At 68.3% G+C, this 15586-nt stretch carries 15 protein-coding genes; 3 read left to right on the forward strand and 12 right to left on the reverse strand.

What is annotated here, in order from left to right; genetic code table 11:
• Positions 1-146: 146 nt before the first annotated feature.
• The 7 genes from ACT009_RS09465 to ACT009_RS09495 are packed head-to-tail and all read right to left on the reverse strand — an operon-like array spanning position 147 to position 4564.
• Complete coding sequence (locus ACT009_RS09465) at positions 147-740, reverse strand: SURF1 family cytochrome oxidase biogenesis protein (protein WP_445190848.1); 594 nt, start codon at positions 738-740, stop codon at positions 147-149.
• Entirely contained in the window at positions 737-1138 is a 402-nt protein-coding gene (locus tag ACT009_RS09470; protein WP_445190849.1) for a DUF983 domain-containing protein, read from the reverse strand. The genes ACT009_RS09465 and ACT009_RS09470 overlap by 4 nt, the downstream gene beginning before the upstream one ends.
• A 23-nt stretch (positions 1139-1161) precedes the next feature.
• Complete coding sequence (locus tag ACT009_RS09475; RefSeq protein ID WP_445190850.1) at positions 1162-2094, reverse strand: cytochrome c oxidase subunit 3; 933 nt, start codon at positions 2092-2094, stop codon at positions 1162-1164.
• A 54-nt stretch (positions 2095-2148) separates the two neighbouring features.
• A complete protein-coding gene (locus ACT009_RS09480) occupies positions 2149-2682 on the reverse strand; it encodes a cytochrome c oxidase assembly protein (RefSeq protein ID WP_445190851.1) in 534 nt (177 codons plus the stop codon).
• Positions 2679-2825: a hypothetical protein gene (locus ACT009_RS09485; RefSeq protein WP_445190852.1), complete on the reverse strand. Its 147-nt coding sequence runs from the start codon at positions 2823-2825 to the stop codon at positions 2679-2681. Before ACT009_RS09485 ends, ACT009_RS09480 begins: the two co-directional genes overlap by 4 nt.
• Entirely contained in the window at positions 2822-3724 is a 903-nt protein-coding gene (locus ACT009_RS09490) for a heme o synthase (RefSeq protein WP_445190853.1), read from the reverse strand. Before ACT009_RS09490 ends, ACT009_RS09485 begins: the two co-directional genes overlap by 4 nt.
• 60 nt (positions 3725-3784) lie before the next feature.
• On the reverse strand, positions 3785-4564 hold the full coding sequence (locus ACT009_RS09495; protein ID WP_445190854.1) for an SDR family oxidoreductase: 780 nt from the start codon (positions 4562-4564) through the stop codon (positions 3785-3787).
• A gap of 68 nt (positions 4565-4632) precedes the next feature.
• On the opposite strand from ACT009_RS09495, the gene ACT009_RS09500 reads away from it, so the two are divergent.
• Both ACT009_RS09500 and ACT009_RS09505 read left to right on the forward strand, forming a co-directional pair.
• Positions 4633-5382 carry an ATP-binding cassette domain-containing protein gene (locus ACT009_RS09500; RefSeq protein WP_445190855.1) on the forward strand — a complete coding sequence of 250 codons (750 nt, stop codon included), beginning with the start codon at positions 4633-4635 and terminating at the stop codon, positions 5380-5382.
• Entirely contained in the window at positions 5379-6914 is a 1536-nt protein-coding gene (locus ACT009_RS09505; protein ID WP_445190856.1) for an ABC transporter permease/substrate-binding protein, read from the forward strand. Before ACT009_RS09500 ends, ACT009_RS09505 begins: the two co-directional genes overlap by 4 nt.
• On the opposite strand, the gene ACT009_RS09510 is transcribed toward ACT009_RS09505, so the two are convergent.
• The 5 genes from ACT009_RS09510 to ACT009_RS09530 all read right to left on the reverse strand — a co-directional run bounded on the left by ACT009_RS09510 (position 6911) and on the right by ACT009_RS09530 (position 14402).
• The gene (locus ACT009_RS09510) at positions 6911-9547 is read right to left on the reverse strand and encodes a TonB-dependent receptor (protein WP_445190857.1); all 2637 of its coding nucleotides are present in this window, start codon (positions 9545-9547) and stop codon (positions 6911-6913) included. The two genes, ACT009_RS09505 and ACT009_RS09510, sit on opposite strands and share 4 nt — an antisense overlap.
• A 79-nt stretch (positions 9548-9626) precedes the next feature.
• On the reverse strand, positions 9627-10649 hold the full coding sequence (locus tag ACT009_RS09515) for a glycosyltransferase family 4 protein (RefSeq protein ID WP_445190858.1): 1023 nt from the start codon (positions 10647-10649) through the stop codon (positions 9627-9629).
• A gap of 12 nt (positions 10650-10661) precedes the next feature.
• Positions 10662-11528 carry a UDP-2,3-diacylglucosamine diphosphatase gene (locus ACT009_RS09520; protein ID WP_445190859.1) on the reverse strand — a complete coding sequence of 289 codons (867 nt, stop codon included), beginning with the start codon at positions 11526-11528 and terminating at the stop codon, positions 10662-10664.
• Positions 11529-11707: 179 nt separating this feature from the next.
• Positions 11708-13828, reverse strand: a complete 2121-nt coding sequence (locus tag ACT009_RS09525) for a malate synthase G (RefSeq protein WP_445190860.1) — start codon at positions 13826-13828, stop codon at positions 11708-11710.
• Between the two features lie 130 nt (positions 13829-13958).
• Positions 13959-14402, reverse strand: a complete 444-nt coding sequence (locus ACT009_RS09530; RefSeq protein ID WP_445190861.1) for a MarR family winged helix-turn-helix transcriptional regulator — start codon at positions 14400-14402, stop codon at positions 13959-13961.
• 82 nt (positions 14403-14484) lie between these two features.
• Here ACT009_RS09530 and hppD point away from each other — a divergent pair, with 82 nt between their 5' ends.
• Entirely contained in the window at positions 14485-15555 is a 1071-nt protein-coding gene (gene hppD / locus ACT009_RS09535) for a 4-hydroxyphenylpyruvate dioxygenase (protein ID WP_445190862.1), read from the forward strand.
• The last annotated feature ends 31 nt before the right edge of the window (positions 15556-15586 follow it).

Genomic DNA, 15586 nt, shown 5'->3' on the forward strand with positions numbered 1-15586 from the left:
GCAACCTGTGGGGTGGGTGCGCGAAGCCAACCTGCCCAGTCGCTCCGTCATCCTCGCGAACGCGGGGATCCATACTGGCGAGCGTCAGTGATCGAAGCGAGAGGCCTGCCGGTCTGGATCCCCGCCTGCGCGGGGATGACGGAGCGTTAGGATCCCTTCCGCCGCCTGAGCGCCAGCACGTATATCACGCTCGCGATCGCGGCGAAGAAGAACCACTGCCCGGCATAGGCCAGGTGGCTGTTGGGGATCGCCGACAGATCGGGCGGGCGGTTCGGGGCGAGGCCGGCGGGGGGCGCGGCGGCGATCAGCATCATCTCCTGCGGGCGATGATCGAACAGCGTCGCGATCAGAGCGCGGGAATCGGGAGCGTGGCTGATATAGCCGTCGACCTGCCCGCCGGACCACGCGACCGTCGCCTTCGGGTCGCGCGTGGTGCCGAGCTGCACCGGCACGCCATCCGCACAGCGCACGATCACGCGGTAGCCCGCACCGCCCGCCCCGGCGAGCTGCTGGTCGCGCGGGTCGCGGCAATCGACGAAGGAGCGGCGGAACAGCAGCCGGTCGTCCGGCGACATCGGAAAGGCGACCGCGGGCTTGACGGGATTGCCCGCCAGCTGCGCGAGGAACGCCTCCTTCTTGGGCAGGCGATCGAGCAGCTGCCATAGCCCGAGCGCGATCATCGCCGCGACCACGAGCGCGACCACGATCGTCGGGATCACGGGCACGCGACGGACGGTCATGGACGGGTGTCGATCTTGCCCTCGCGCGCGGCGTTGCGGAATTCCGCGGCGAGCAGCGCGCCCTTGGTCAGGCGCAGCGTGCCGATCGTCCCCGCCAGCGTCACCGGGATCCAGATCAGCATGTGCAGCCACAAGGGCGGACTGAACATCAGCTCCACCGTGATCGCCATGATCACGACGATCGTGCCGAGGATCAGAGTCAAGAACGCGGCCGGGCCGTCACCGACGTTGAAGGAGGAGATGTCGAGCCCACAGGCGCTGCATCTGTCGGCGAAGCGGAGCATGCCGGCGAACAGGGTCGGTTCGCCGCAGCGCGGGCAGAGGCCCTTCAATCCGGCCTGGACGATGGTCGGCCGGCGGTCGCGTTCGCCGCGATCGGGCGCAGGAAGATCGTCCACGATGATCCTGCGCCCCGATGCGATCAGCCGCCGTGGACCGGTGCGCCCCAGCCGCCCCAGACATAGACCGTCACGAACAGGAACAGCCACACCACGTCGACGAAATGCCAGTACCAGGCAGCGGCCTCGAAGCCGAAATGCTGGCGCGGGGTGAAGTCGCCCTTGTACGCGCGGACCAGGCAGACGATCAGGAAGATCGTGCCGATGAGCACGTGGAAACCGTGGAACCCGGTCGCCATGAAGAACGCCGCGCCATAGTTGATCCCCTTGAACGGGAACGGGGCGTGGGCGTATTCATAGGCCTGGATCGAGGTGAACAGCGCGCCGAGGATGACGGTGAGCCAAAGCCCCTTCAGCACACCGTCGCGGTTGCCGACGCCGATCATGCCCCACAGCCCGGTCTTCTCGCCGCCCCGCTCGTTGTGGATCAACGCGTGGTGGGCCCAAGTGACGGTGGTGCCGCTGGTCAGCAGGATCAACGTGTTGAGCAGCGGCAGTTCGAAGGCATTGATCACCTCCAGCCCCTTGGGCGGCCAGGTCGCGGCGATCGCCGCGGCACCTTCGGCCGCACGCTCGACCTGCCCGTCGACGATGCTCATCGCGGTCGGGAACAGCGAGAAATCGAAAAACGCCCAGAACCAGCCGACGAAGAACATCACTTCGGAGGCGATGAACAGGATCATGCCGTAGCGGAAGTGCAGCTGGACGACCGGGGTGTGATCGCCGTGATGCGCCTCGTCGATCACCTTGGCCCACCACGAGTACATCGTGAACAGCACCGCGGCGAGGCCGATGAAGAAGATCCAGCCGCCACCATTGCCCTTGTCGGGGCCGAGGTGACCGCCATGCATCCACATGATGCCGCCGACCGCCATGGTCAGCGCCGAGAACGCGCCCATGATCGGGACGATGTCGGGCGGAAGGATATGGTAATCGTGGTTCTTGGCGCCGGTCATTCGTCGCTTCCCTGTTCGTCTGGTGCCCCTTGCCGGAGCGATTATGCCTTCACCCTAGCCCGCAGCCTTGGCGGAATCCACCTCGTAAAACGTATAGCTGAGCGTGATCGTGTCGATGTCCGCGGCGTCGGGATCCTTCAGGATCTTGGGGTCGACGTAGAAGATCACCGGCATCCGCGCGGTCTCGCCGGGCTTCAGCGTCTGTTCGGTGAAGCAGAAGCACTGGATCTTGGTAAAATACTTGCCGGCGGTGGCGGGGGTGACGTTGAACGTCGCGGTGCCGGTGATCGGCTTGTCGCTGACGTTGGTCGCGGTGAAGAACGCCATGTCGCGCGCGCCGATATCGACCACGTCGGACGGGCTTTCGGGGCGGAACCGCCACGGCATCTTCTTGGCGACATTGGCGTCGAAATCGACCGTGATCCGGCGATTGATCGCGCCGGGGGCGGTGAGCCCGCGGTTGGTGGTGCCGTTGAAGCCGGTCGCTTCGCAGAACATCCGGTAGAGTGGCACGCTGGCGAAGGCGAGCCCGCCCATAAAGCCGATGGCGAGCACCGCGAGCAGCGCGGTCCGCGATTGACGGTTCATTGCATCGACCCCCGGATCCTGACCAGCGTGATGAAGAAGATCAGCACCACCAGCCCCCCGAGCAACAGCGCCAGCACCAGCGCGCGGCTCTTCTGCCGGCGGCGGATCAGGTCTTGGTCGTGATCATGGTCGGGGGGGGTCATGACAGCATCCAGCGATCGGCGACCAGCGCGCCGAAGATGACGAAGAGGTAGAGGATCGAATATTTGAACAGCCGCTTCTCGGGCGTCATCAGATCATCGGTCGCGGTGGTGCGGGTCGCGACGACCAGCGCCAGCGCGGCGAAGATCGCGGTGGTCGCGACCGCTACGGCGCCGTAGACATAGCCGGTCAGGCCGAGCGGCCAGGGCGCGATCGCGACCGCCGACATCGGGATCGTGTACAAGCCGATCTGCCGCCGCGTGACCCGCTCGCCCGCCACCACCGGCAGCATCGGCACCCCGGCATTGGCGTAATCGGTCTTCACGAACAGCGCGAGCGCCCAGAAATGCGGCGGGGTCCACAGGAACACGAGCAGGAACAGCAGCACCGGCAGCGTCGCGACGTCGTTGGTCGCCGCCGCCCAGCCGATCAGCGGCGGAAACGCGCCCGCGGCCCCACCGATGACGATGTTCTGCGGGGTGCGGCGCTTCAACCAGACGGTGTAGACGAACACATAGAACAGGATCGACACGGTCAGGATCGCCGCCGCGGCGAGATTGACCGCCAGCCCCATCAGCAGCACCGAAAACGCGCTCAGCCCAACCCCGAAATGCAGCGCCGACTGGCGGTCCATCCGGCCGGCGGGCAGCGGCCGCTTCTGGGTGCGCCGCATCACCGCATCGATATCGGCCTCGTACCACTGGTTGAGCGCACCCGCCGCGCCCGCGCCGAGTGCGATGCACAGGATCGCGGTGAAGCCGAGCACCGGGTGGATCGAGGTGGGCGCCGCGAGCATCCCGCAAAGCCCGGTGAACACCACGAGCGTCATCACCCGCGGCTTGGTCAGCGCGAGGAAGTCCCGCCAGTCGGCAGGCGGCAGCAGGGGAGTCGCGGTGGTCATGCGTGGGCGGGGCTATAGGCCGTTGGACGGACGAGGAAAAGCGATGGTTCGCTTGGGCGGTCAGGCGCGCCGCATCCGCTTGCGCAGGCCCTTGGGGGTCCAGCGCGCCGCGAATGCCAGACGGTGCGCGGTCTTGCCGACATAGGTGTGGACCTTGTCGCCGTGCACCGCGGCCCACGCGGCCTCGGCGACGGTGTCGGCCGAGGTCAATTCCATCCCCGCAGCGGTCACCGCCTCGCGGATGGTGCGGTTGCTGTTGCCGGGCAGCGCGTCGAGCAACGGGGTCTCGATGAAGCCGGGGATCAGGTCGCGCACCTTGATCCCCGCGCCGTGCCATTCGCCGTCCAGCGCCTCGGTCAGCGCGCGGACCGCGAACTTGGTCGCCGAATAGGTCGCGAGCCCCGACGTGCCGTAGATCGCCGACGCCGAGGCGGTGTTCAGCAGGCACGAACCCGGGGTGCGCGCGAGATAGTCGTAGCCGATCCGCGCGCCGTTCAGCACCCCGACGAAGTTGACCGCGACGACGCGGTCGATCTCCTCGAACGTCGCTTGCGCCAGCGGCCCGCCCGATCCGATCCCGGCATTGTTGAACAGCACATCGAGCCGCCCGCCGCTCGCTGTGGCGAAGGCGTCGAGGCTGGCGCGCCAGGCGTCGCGATCACGGACGTCCATGATGTAGCTGCTCGCCATCCCGCCGATCATGCCACGGGTCTCGGCAAGCCCCGCCTCGTTCACGTCGGCGAGGCCGACCCGCCAGCCGCGGTTGGCGAACAGCCGCGCGGTGGCGCGGCCAATGCCCGATCCGCCCCCGGTGATGAAGATCGCCCGAACTTCGCTCATGAACCCTCGCCTATTCGTCGTCGCTGGCCGTTTGACCTTGAAAGGCCTTTCCCGCATCGTACGCAGCAATGCCAGCAGTATCGCTTCGGTTCGAAGGCGTCAGCCGCCGCTTCGGCGCCACGCTGGCGGTCGACGACGTCTCGCTGGAGATCGCCGGCGGCAGCTTCGTCGCGCTGGTCGGCACCTCGGGATCGGGCAAGTCGACGCTGCTCAAGATGGTCAACCGGCTGGTCGAACCCAGCGCCGGCCGGGTCCTGATCGACGGGACCGACATCACCGACGCGCCAGCGCCGGTGGTGCGCCGCGGGATCGGCTATGTCTTTCAGGAGGTCGGCCTGTTCCCGCACATGACGGTCGCGGAGAACGTCGCGATCGGCGCGCGGATCGCGGGCAAGCCGGCGGACGTCGGCGCGCTGCTCGATCTCGTGTCGTTGCCGCGCGAGGTCGCCGACCGGATGCCCGACGCGCTGTCCGGCGGCCAGCGCCAGCGGGTCGGCATCGCCCGCGCGCTGGCGCCTGGCGCGCGGCTGCTGCTGCTCGACGAGGCGATGGGCGCGCTCGATCCGGTGACCCGCGATGCGCTCGGCGGCGAGATCCGCCGGCTCCACGACCGGCTCGATTTGACCACCATCCTCGTCACCCACGACATGGCCGAGGCGCTGTTGCTCGCCGATCGGGTGCTGGTCATGACCGCGGGTCGCATCGTCGCCGACGCCACCCCGGCGGCTCTGCTAGCCGGGGGCGGCGGCGAGGCCGCGCAGGCGCTCGTCGCGGTGCCGCGCGACCAGGCCGAGCGGCTGCGGGCGATCACCGGGTGAGCGCGTTCGTCGAGGCACTCGGTCGCGTCCCGCCGCTGTTGGCGCAGCACGTCCTCCTGGCGGCGGCGGCGCTGCTGATCGGCATCGCGATCAGCCTGCCGCTCGCGATCTGGTCGGCGCGCTCGCCGTCGGTGGCGCGGGTGGCGCTGGGCTTCGCCAGCCTGGTGCAGACGATCCCGTCGCTGGCGCTGCTGGCGCTGTTCTATCCGTTGCTGCTGTGGCTGTCGGGGCTGGTCGGGGGCGGCATCCCGGCGCTCGGTTTCCTGCCGTCGCTGATCGCGCTGACGCTCTATGCCCTGCTGCCGATCCTGCGCAACGGCGTGGCGGGGCTGCACGGAATCGACCGCGCGGTGCTGCAGGCCGCCGATGCGGTCGGCATGACTCCGGGGCAGAAGCTGCGCCTGGTGGAAGCGCCGCTGGTCGCGCCGGTGCTGGTCGCGGGCATTCGCACCGCCGCGGTGTGGACGATCGGCGCGGCGACGCTGTCGACCACGGTCGGGCAGCCGAGCCTGGGCGACCTGATTTTCGCGGGGCTGCAGACCCAGAATTGGGCGCTGGTGCTCGCCGGCTGTGTTGCGGCGGCGGGGCTGGCACTCGCGGTCGATGCGTTGATCGGCGCGATCGAGCGGGGCTTGCGCACCCGGCGGCGGGGCATCTGGATGATCGCGACGGCGGTGCTGCTCGTCGGCCTCGCCGCCGCGACCACGCCGCTGTGGGCGCGGCACGACGACCGCCGCGTCGTGGTCGGCGCCAAGAACTTCTCCGAACAATATATCCTGGCGCGGCTGATCGGCGCACGGCTGTCGGCCGCCGGCTACCATGTCGACTATCGCGACGGGCTCGGCTCGGCGGTGGTGTTCGGCGCGGTCGCTGGGGGCGATGTCGACGTCTATGTGGACTATGCCGGCACGATCTGGACCGGCGCGATGCAGCGCAAGGACGTGCCCGCACCCGCCAAGATGATCGCCGCGATCGGCGACTGGGCGAAGCGGACCAGCGGCGTCGGCGTGGTCGGCGCGCTGGGGTTCGAGAACGCCTATGCATTTGCGATGAAGGCCGATGTCGCGAAGAGATTGGGGGTCGCCACGCTCGACGATCTGGCGCCGCGGTCGTCCGATCTGACGCTCGGCAGTGACCTCGAATTCCTCGAACGTCCCGAATGGGCGGCGGTGAAGCGCGCCTATCCGCTGCGCTTCGCCGCAACCAAGCCGTACAGTCCGACCTTCATGTACCGCGCACTGGCGAGCGGCGACGCCGACGTGATCTCCGCCTTCTCCTCCGACGGCCGGATCGCTGCCGACCGGCTGGTGGTCCTAGCCGACCCGCGGCATGCGATCCCGAGCTACGACGCGATCCTGCTGGTGGCACCCGCGCGGGCGCGCGACGCGGCGTTCCTCGCGGCGATCAAGCCGCTGGTAGGACGCATCCCGGTCGCCGCGATGCGCGCCGCCAATTATCAGGTCGATCGCGACACCGCCAAGCGCACGCCCGAACAGGCCGCCGCCTGGCTCGCACAGCGCATCGCGCCCTAGAAGAACAGCTTCCGCAAGCTGATCCGAACCGACCGCCCCAACGGATCCAGATAATCCGGCTGGAAGCTGATCGGCGTCGCTCCCGTTGCATCGGTCACCTGCTGCCGCGTGTTGAACAGATTGTCGATCGAGAAGGTCACCCGCGTCCCGCGAATCCACGGATGCGCCTTAACCAGCCCGAGCTGCTGCCCGAGATCCGCGAAGATCCGCAGGTTGGCGGTCGCGAGCCCACCGAAAGCGAGCGCCTCAGGATTGGCCGCGGTGCCGCCGTTGACCCGCGTGCCGGTCGCGTAATTGGCGGACAGGCGCACGCCGATGCCGTTGTTCGAATAGCCCGCCTGCCCCTCGAATTCATGGCGCGGCTGCCCGCCCGAGGTGCCGATCGCGTCGCCCCGCAGCAGATCGAGGTTGGGGCCACCGTCCGCGACCAGCACGCGTTCGGTGAGATGCCAGGTATGGTAGAGCGCGAACTGGACGCGGCCACCGCCCTGCCCGCGACCGCCGCCGCCGAAGCCGCCACCACCGCCGCGAAATCCGCCGCCGCCGCCGCCCGCACCGCCCGGTCCGCCGGCACCACCCGGTCCACCCGGACCCCCTTCACCGCCACGGCGACCGCCTGGCGGCTGGAGCCCCGCGAACGGGTTCGGCCCGGTGCCGGCGCGGAAAGCCTCTAGCTCCTTCTGGATCTTCGACTTGATCGGCTTGGAAAAATTGATTCCCCAGCGGATCTCCGAGCTTTCCGATCGCGCGAAGTTGATCGGCCGCGCATCGATCCGGGTCAGCGCCCCGCTCGCATCGCGGGTGAAGCGGTCGGGGAACGCCGCCTCGATCGCGGCGGTCGGCGACGGGAAGGAGACGATCGGGTTGTCGATCCGCGTATCGGTGAAGTTCGCGGTAAGCGTCAGGTCCTTCGCGCTCCACGGTTTCAGCGTCAGGCCGAGCCGCTGGACCCGGCGATCGTCCGCGCGCAGCAACGGATTGCCGCCGGTCAGCGTCGTCACCGTCACGGTCTGGCCCTGCACGTAATCGAACACCCGCGAATTGGGCGTGGTGATCACCGGGTTGCCGAGCTGGTTGGCGGTCGGTGCGCCTTGCTGATTGTTGATCGATCCGATGATCCGCACCGCCTCCACCGGCGACCAGTTGGCGCCATAGCCATAGGAGGTCAGTGTCCCGAAGTCCGACAGCTGGTTGACCGCGGCGTTGGCGCTGAGCGAGAAGTTGCCGATCGCGCCGAGCACGTCGCGTGATCGGCTGGCGATCGGCAGGTCGACGTTGATCCGGCCGTTGACGCCGTCGCGCGACACATCGCCGGTCTGGACGAGCCCCGACCGGTACGATCGGCTGGAGAAATCGCTGGTGGTGCCGCCGATGCGGATCGCGGTCGAGACCTTGCCCGCGGGCAGCTCGAACAGGGAACCGTTGATCAGCGCATCGACCACTCCGACGCTGGACGTCGATTCGCCGCGATTGCTCGGCAGCGCGCCGAAATCGCGCACCGTGAAGGTCGACAGCGGATCGGCGGTCGGATCGTTGGCGTTCAGCCGCGCCTGGAACCCGGCTGTGTCGACCCCGACATCGGTGATCGTCTCGCTCTCGATGCGGTCGTAGCTGCCGGTCAGCGACCAGTTCCAGCTGCTGACCATGCCCGTCAGCGTGGTGCCGAGATGGCTGGTGATCGCGGCGTTGCGCTGCTTCAGCGGGCTATAATCGCCGCCGTCGAGCACCCGCGTCACCGCGCTCGCGGTGCCATCGGTCGCGAACGGCGACCCCGCGGGAACGCTCAGCTGGACGGTCGGCAGGCCGAAGCGGCCGACGCTGTCGGTCGCCTCGATCTGGGCGTTGATCGTCGCCGATACCGACCCGATCGGCCGCGCGTAGATCGTGTTGATCGACAGGTCGCGGCTGAAGTTCTGCAACGTGCGATAGGGCCGCTGGTCGAACGAATTGCTGCCCGCATTCTCGGTCGGTGCGGCCAGGATCGACCGTTCCGATTCGAACAGCGGCGACTGTTCCTGGTATTTGGCGTGAACGTTGAAGCGACCGCCGTTGCGGATCTGGAGCAGGTCGAGATCGCCCTGCGGATTGTTCCGCCCGCCTTCGGTCGCGGCGCGATCCGCGGCCTCCACGGTGGTCGCGCGGAAACGACGGCGGAGCACGAAATTGATCACGCGCTGGTCGGCGGAATAGCCGTATTTGAGCGCGACCTCCTCGGGCAGGATGTCGACCCGCGCGATCGCCTCGGTCGGGATGTCGCGGATTTCCTGGAAGCCCGCGATACGGTGCCCGTCGAGCAGCACCACCGGCGCGCCGCCCGCCCCGCTGCGGGTTTGCGGCGCGAGTTCGGTAAGCAGGTCCGACACCGAACTGACGCCGTAGCTGCGGATGTCGGCGGGGCCGAGCTGCTGGTCCGGCGGAATGTCGCCGACCACGGAGCCCGGCAGGTTGCGCTGCCCGGTGACGATGATGTCGGGTTCGTTCGACATTTCGCCCTCCGGCTCCTGCTCGGCGGCCGTCGCGGGCAGCTGTGCCGGCGCCGGGGTCGCCGTCGGAGCAGGGGCCGGCACGGCAGGCGCGGGGGCCTGTTGTGCGGTCGCGGTGGCGGTACAGCTCGCCGCCGTCAGAAGAACCATCAGATACCGCATCGACCCATCACCCAACAATCGTGAGCGAAGCGCCTAGCGCGCAATTGTCGCAAGAATGTGCCCGTCGTCAGGCGGCGAGCGAATATCCTCTAATCGGGACCAGCGCGGCCAGGAACTGCCGCGCGCTCGCGGGCCAGCTGAAGCGGCCGGCATAGGCGGCGCAGGCGATGCGCTCGCGGGTCAGCGCCGCTGCGATCGCCACGTCGAGGTCCGCGTCCATCGCCGCGACGCGGTCGTCGAGCACGTCGATCGGGCCGGTGACCGGATAGGCCGCGACCGGCGTACCGCAGGCGAGCGCTTCGATCATGACCAGCCCGAAGGTGTCGGTGCGGCTCGGGAAGACGAGCACGTCGGCGGCGCGATAGGCGGCCGCGAGCGCGGTGCCCGACCGGGTGCCGAGGAAATGCGCGTCGGGAAAGCGGCGTTCGAGCGCGGCGCGCGCGGGCCCCTCGCCGATCACCACCTTCGATCCCGGATGCGCTGCGCCGAGGAAGGCCTCGAGGTTCTTCTCCACCGCGATCCGCCCGACGTAGAGCTGCACCGGGCCGGGCAGCGCGGCGATGTCGGGATCGCGCGCGCCGGCCATGCCGAATAGCGAGAAATCGACCCCGCGGCCCCAGGCGCGGACCTGCCCCAAACCCTGCCGATCGAGCGTCCGCGCGATCGAGGGGGTGGCGGCGAGGATCGCCTGCGCGGGCGCGTGGAACCAGCGGATGTAGCGCCAGATCCAGTCGGGATTGGCGCCCGTCCGCGCCGCGACGTAATCGGGGAACTGGGTGTGATAGGCGGTGGTGAAGGGCAGCGCGGTCGCCAGGCAATGCTTGCGCGCGGCGAGGCAGACCGGACCCTCGGTCGCCAGGTGGATCGCGTCGGGAGCGAAACCGTCGATCAGCCGGGCCACCGCCGCGGTGCTGGCGAGCGCCAGGCGGATCTCGGGATAGGTCGGGCACGGCACCGATCTGAAGCGGTCGGGGGCGATGACCAGCACCTCGTGCCCGATCGCCTCCAGTTCGCGGGTGACCGCCTGCAGGGTGCGGACGACGCCGTTGATCTGCGGGGTCCAGGCGTCGGTGACGATGACGATGCGCATCGGCTATTCTCCTCAGGCGGCGAGCGGGACGACGGTGGCGGTGGCGGTGGCGGCGGGACGGCGCGCGATCTCGTCGGCCCAGTGGAGCAGTTCGATGCGGCCGTCGTGATGCTCGACCAGCGCGGTGCAGCCTTCGACCCAGTCGCCGTCGTTGTAATAGGCGACCCCGCCGATCTCGCGGATCTCGGCGGTGTGGATGTGGCCGCAGACCACCCCGTCGACCCCGCGGACGCCGGCCGCATGCGCGACGACCTCCTCGAAGTGCGAGATGAAGGCGACCGCGTTCTTGACCTTGGCCTTGGCGTGCTTCGACAACGACCAATAGGGCATGCCGAGCCGGCGGCGCGCGGCGTTGACCCAGCGGTTCACCACCATCAGCGCGGTGTAGGCGCCGTCGCCGACATGTGCGAGCCAGCGGTGCGCGAGCGTGATGGCGTCGAATTCGTCGCCGTGCAGCACCAGCAGCCGGCGGCCGTCCGCAGTCTCGTGGATCGCCTTGCGCATGATCTGGATGCCGCCGAAATCGAGCCCGGTGAACTGGCGGAACACCTCGTCGTGATTGCCGGGAATATAGATCACGCGGGTGCCGCGCCGCGCACGCTTCAGCAGGCGCCACACCACGTCGTTGTGCGCGGCGGGCCAGTAGAAGCGCTTCTTCAGACGCCAGCCGTCGATCATGTCGCCGACCAGATAGAGCTGCTCGCTGTCGACATGATCGAGAAAGTCGATCAGCAGATCGGCGTTGCAGCCGCGGGTGCCGAGATGGACGTCGCTGATCCAGATCGTCCGGTACTGCCGGCGCTCGACGATCCGTTCGGGGATCGCGGGCGCCGAATGGACGAAATCGGCGATGTCGGTGACGTTGTCGAATGGCGGCATGGGTTCCCCCCGGAGCTGTCGCCCCCAGCCTATGCCCGCCTAATATGTCACCCGCGTCTCGTGGCGGTTACAGTTTCGGGTCTGTGCGGCCGCACCGTGCTCCTGCGAACGCAGGAGCCCAGAGCCAGAAGCGATGCAGCCAGTTACCCTGGGCTCCTGCGTGCGCAGGAGCACCGGACTCAGTGGTCGCCTGCGCCATCCGCCTTCTTCATTGCACGAAATCGGTGGAGCAGCGGTTCGGTATAGCCGTTGGGTTGCTCCAGCCCGTCGAACACCAGCGCGCGCGCTGCCTGGAAGGCGAGGCTGGTCCGCTCCCGCCCGGCCATCGGTTCGTACAGCGGGTCGCCCGCATTCTGCGCATCGACCTTGGCGGCCATCCGGACCAGCGCGCCATCCGCCTCGTCCGGCGTCGCGACGCCGTGGCGCAACCAGTTCGCCATGTGCTGCGAACTGATCCGCAGCGTCGCGCGGTCCTCCATCAGGCCGATGTCGTGGATGTCCGGCACCTTGGAACAGCCGACGCCCTGATCGACCCACCGCACGACATAGCCGAGGATCCCCTGCGCGTTGTTGTCGAGTTCCTCGCGCACCTCCTCCGGCGTCCAGTTGCGGCCGATCGCGACCGGCACGTCGAGCAGCGCGTCGAGCGGCGCGACCGGCTCGGCGGCGCGTTCCTCGCGGCGCGCGAACACGTCGACGCGGTGGTAATGGGTGGCGTGGAGCGTCGCCGCGGTCGGGCTCGGCACCCAGGCGGTATTCGCGCCGGTCATGGGATGCGCGAGCTTCTGGTCGAGCATATCGGCCATCCGGTCGGGCGCCGCCCACATCCCCTTGCCGATCTGCGCCCGCCCCGACAGCCCGCAGGCGAGCCCGATCTGGACGTTGCGGTCCTCGTACGCCTTGATCCAGGCGGCGTTCTTCATCTCGCCCTTGCGGATCATCGGGCCCGCCAGCATCGAACTGTGCATCTCGTCGCCGGTGCGATCGAGGAAGCCGGTGTTGATGAAGACGATGCGGTCCTTCACCGCGTGGATGCACGCCGCGAGATTGGCGGAGGTGCGGCGCTCCTCGTCCATCACCCCGACCTTCACGGTATGGCGCGCCAGCCCGAGCAGGTCCTCGACCGCGTCGAACAGCCGATCGGTGAATGCGGCTTCGTCGGGGCCGTGCATCTTCGGCTTGACGATATAGACCGATCCGCTGCGGCTGTTGCGGAACGCGCCGCCCCCACGCAGGTCGTGGACCGCGATCAGGCTGGTGACGATCGCGTCGAGAATGCCCTCGGGCGCCTCGCTGCCGTCGGCGAGACGGATCGCGGGCGTGGTCATCAGATGCCCGACGTTGCGCACGAACAACAGGCTGCGGCCGGGCAGGACGATCTCGCCGCCGTCGGTTGCGACGTAGCGCCGGTCGGGATCGAGCGTGCGGGTTTGGGGGCGGCCGTTCTTGTCGAAGCTGGCTTCGAGATCGCCCTTCATCAGCCCCAGCCAATTGGCATAGGCGGCGACCTTGTCCTCGGCGTCGACCGCCGCGATCGAGTCCTCGAGATCGACGATCGCGGTCAGCGCCGATTCGAGCACCACGTCCGCCAGGCCGGCCGGATCGTCGCGTCCGATCGGGTGATCGCGGTCGATCACCAGTTCGATGTGCAGGCCGTGGTGGCGGAGCAGCAGATTCGCACCGGCACGGGCGACCAGCTGCGCCGGATCGGCGAGCACCGGATCGCCGCCGTTCCAGTCGCGCCAACTGCCGGTCGCGAGCGGGACGGCTTCGTCGAGGAACGCCTTCGCCCACGCGATCACCCGACCGCCGCGCACCGGATCATAGCCCTTTCCTTCGGCGGTGCCGGGGATCGCGTCGGTGCCGTAGAGCGCATCGTAGAGGCTCCCCCAGCGCGCGTTCGCGGCGTTGAGCACGAACCGCGCGTTGAGCACCGGCACCACGAGCTGCGGCCCGGCGAGGCTCGCGATCTCGTCATCGACGCCGGTGGTGGCGATGGCGAACGGCGCGGGTTCGGAGACGAGATAGCCGATCTCGTGCAGGAACGCCTGATAGGCGCGCTGGTCGATCGGCCGGCCGGCGCGGGCGCTATGCCAGTCGTCGATCTCGCGCTGCAGCCGGTCGCGGGTCCGCAACAGTGCCGTATTCTCGGGCGCGAACCGCGCGAAGATCGCTGCAGCGCCTGCCCAGAACGCGTCCGGCGCGATCCCGGTGCCGGGCAGCGCGGCGTCGTCGATGAAGCGCGCCAGCGATTCGGCGACGTGAAGGCCCGACCGGTCGACCATGGGTTCGGCTGTCATCACGCGCACTCCTTCCACCACCGCAGGCGCGGCTCGTTATCGTGACACCCTGGGGAAGGACGGTCGGCTTGGCCTGAAAATGTCGGTAAGCGCAAGAGGTGAAGCTAGGGCGCACCCGCCAACTCCGTCCTCACCCATCCAGCGACAGCGTGATCGCCTCGATCCGGCGCAGCATCGCGGTGAAGGTCGCGACCTCCTCGCGATCGAACTTGGAGAAGATCCGTCGTTCGAGCTCCAGCGCCTTGGGGGCGATCACCGCGTACAGGTCGCGGCCCGCCTCGGTGAGTTCGAGCAGGTGCGAGCGGCGATCGTCGACATTGGCGCTGCGGCGGAGCAGCCCGCGTTCGACCAGGGCGATCGCGGCGCGGCTGACGGTCACCTTGTCCATCCGCGTTTGCAGCCCGATCGACTGCTGCGTCACCCCGGATCGCTCCGCGACGAACGCGATCAGCCGCCATTGCGGAATGCTGAGCCCGTACAGCGATTCATAGGTGCGCGCGATCGTGTCGCTGACCAGGTTGGACGTCACCGACAGCCGGTACGGGATGAAATCGTCGAGCACGAGCCGCTTCATGGCCGAACCGTATCAGTTGACAACCGAATGGCAAACGCCCAGAAATGGTAACACAAGATACCACTTCGAAGGATTCGGCACGATGGACCATTTCGACGTCAACGCGATGGGGCTCGATGGCTTCGAATTCGCCGAATTCACCTCGCCCGATCCCGATGCGCTGGCGCGACAGTTCGAAATGCTCGGCTTCGTGCCCGCCTCCACCCATCCGACGAAGGCGGTGACGCGCTACAAGCAGGGCCGGATCAACCTGCTGCTCAACCGCGAGCCGAACGGCCAGGCTGCCGCGTTCCACGCGGCGCATGGCCCCTCCGCGAACGGCATGGCGTTCCGGGTCGCCGACGCCGCCAAGGCGCATGCCGCGGCGATCGAGCGCGGCGCGAAGGCGGCGGATGCCTCGCACGGCGCGCTCGGCGAGGGGTCGTGGGTTCTCGAGGGCATTGGCGGCTCGCTGCTGTACTTGGTCGACCGTCACGGCGCGAACGGGAGCCTGTACGACGAATGGGACGCGGTGCCCGGCGCCGCCCAGGCGGAGGCGGAAAACAATGTCGGGCTCGACCTGCTCGATCACCTCACGCACAATGTGCGCCGTGGCGAGATGCGGACCTGGTCGTCCTTCTACGGCCGCATCTTCGGCTTCGAAGAGCAGAAGTATTTCGACATCAAGGGCAAGGCGACCGGGCTGTTCAGCCAGGCGATGATCGCCCCCGACAAGGCGATCCGCATTCCGCTGAACGAAAGCCAGGACGAGCATAGCCAGATCGAGGAATTTATCCGCGACTATAAGGGCGAAGGCATCCAGCATCTCGCGCTGACCACCGACGATATCTACGGCACCGTCGAGAAACTGCGCGGCCGCGGCGTGCGGCTGCAGGACACGATCGAGACCTATTACGAACTGGTCGACAAGCGCGTGCCCGGGCATGGCGAGGACCTCGAACGCCTTCGCCGCAACCGCATCCTGATCGACGGCGACGTCGAGAACGAGGGGCTGCTGCTGCAGATCTTCACCGAGCCGATGGTCGGGCCGATCTTTTTCGAGATCATCCAGCGCAAGGGGAACGAGGGGTTCGGCAACGGCAACTTCCAGGCGCTGTACGAGTCGATCGAGCTGGACCAGATCCGGCGGGGGGTCATCACCGTCGACGCTTGAGGCTCGTTCACGCGAAGGCGCGAAGAAGGTC

The sequence above is a fragment of the Sphingomonas sp. Tas61C01 genome (assembly GCF_052567495.1).

Bases quoted from the DNA above. Each gene is read 5' to 3' on its own strand.
- hppD (WP_445190862.1), top strand. From the start codon at position 14,485: ATGGACCATTTCGACGTCAACGCGATGGGGCTCGATGGCTTCGAATTC.
- ACT009_RS09465 (WP_445190848.1), bottom strand. From the start codon at position 740: ATGACCGTCCGTCGCGTGCCCGTGATCCCGACGATCGTGGTCGCGCTC.
- ACT009_RS09475 (WP_445190850.1), bottom strand. From the start codon at position 2,094: ATGACCGGCGCCAAGAACCACGATTACCATATCCTTCCGCCCGACATC.
- ACT009_RS09515 (WP_445190858.1), bottom strand. From the start codon at position 10,649: ATGCGCATCGTCATCGTCACCGACGCCTGGACCCCGCAGATCAACGGC.
- ACT009_RS09485 (WP_445190852.1), bottom strand. From the start codon at position 2,825: ATGACCCCCCCCGACCATGATCACGACCAAGACCTGATCCGCCGCCGG.
- ACT009_RS09495 (WP_445190854.1), bottom strand. From the start codon at position 4,564: ATGAGCGAAGTTCGGGCGATCTTCATCACCGGGGGCGGATCGGGCATT.
- ACT009_RS09490 (WP_445190853.1), bottom strand. From the start codon at position 3,724: ATGACCACCGCGACTCCCCTGCTGCCGCCTGCCGACTGGCGGGACTTC.
- ACT009_RS09480 (WP_445190851.1), bottom strand. From the start codon at position 2,682: ATGAACCGTCAATCGCGGACCGCGCTGCTCGCGGTGCTCGCCATCGGC.
- ACT009_RS09520 (WP_445190859.1), bottom strand. From the start codon at position 11,528: ATGCCGCCATTCGACAACGTCACCGACATCGCCGATTTCGTCCATTCG.
- ACT009_RS09530 (WP_445190861.1), bottom strand. From the start codon at position 14,402: ATGAAGCGGCTCGTGCTCGACGATTTCATCCCGTACCGGCTGTCGGTG.
- ACT009_RS09510 (WP_445190857.1), bottom strand. From the start codon at position 9,547: ATGGTTCTTCTGACGGCGGCGAGCTGTACCGCCACCGCGACCGCACAA.
- ACT009_RS09500 (WP_445190855.1), top strand. From the start codon at position 4,633: ATGCCAGCAGTATCGCTTCGGTTCGAAGGCGTCAGCCGCCGCTTCGGC.
- ACT009_RS09525 (WP_445190860.1), bottom strand. From the start codon at position 13,828: ATGACAGCCGAACCCATGGTCGACCGGTCGGGCCTTCACGTCGCCGAA.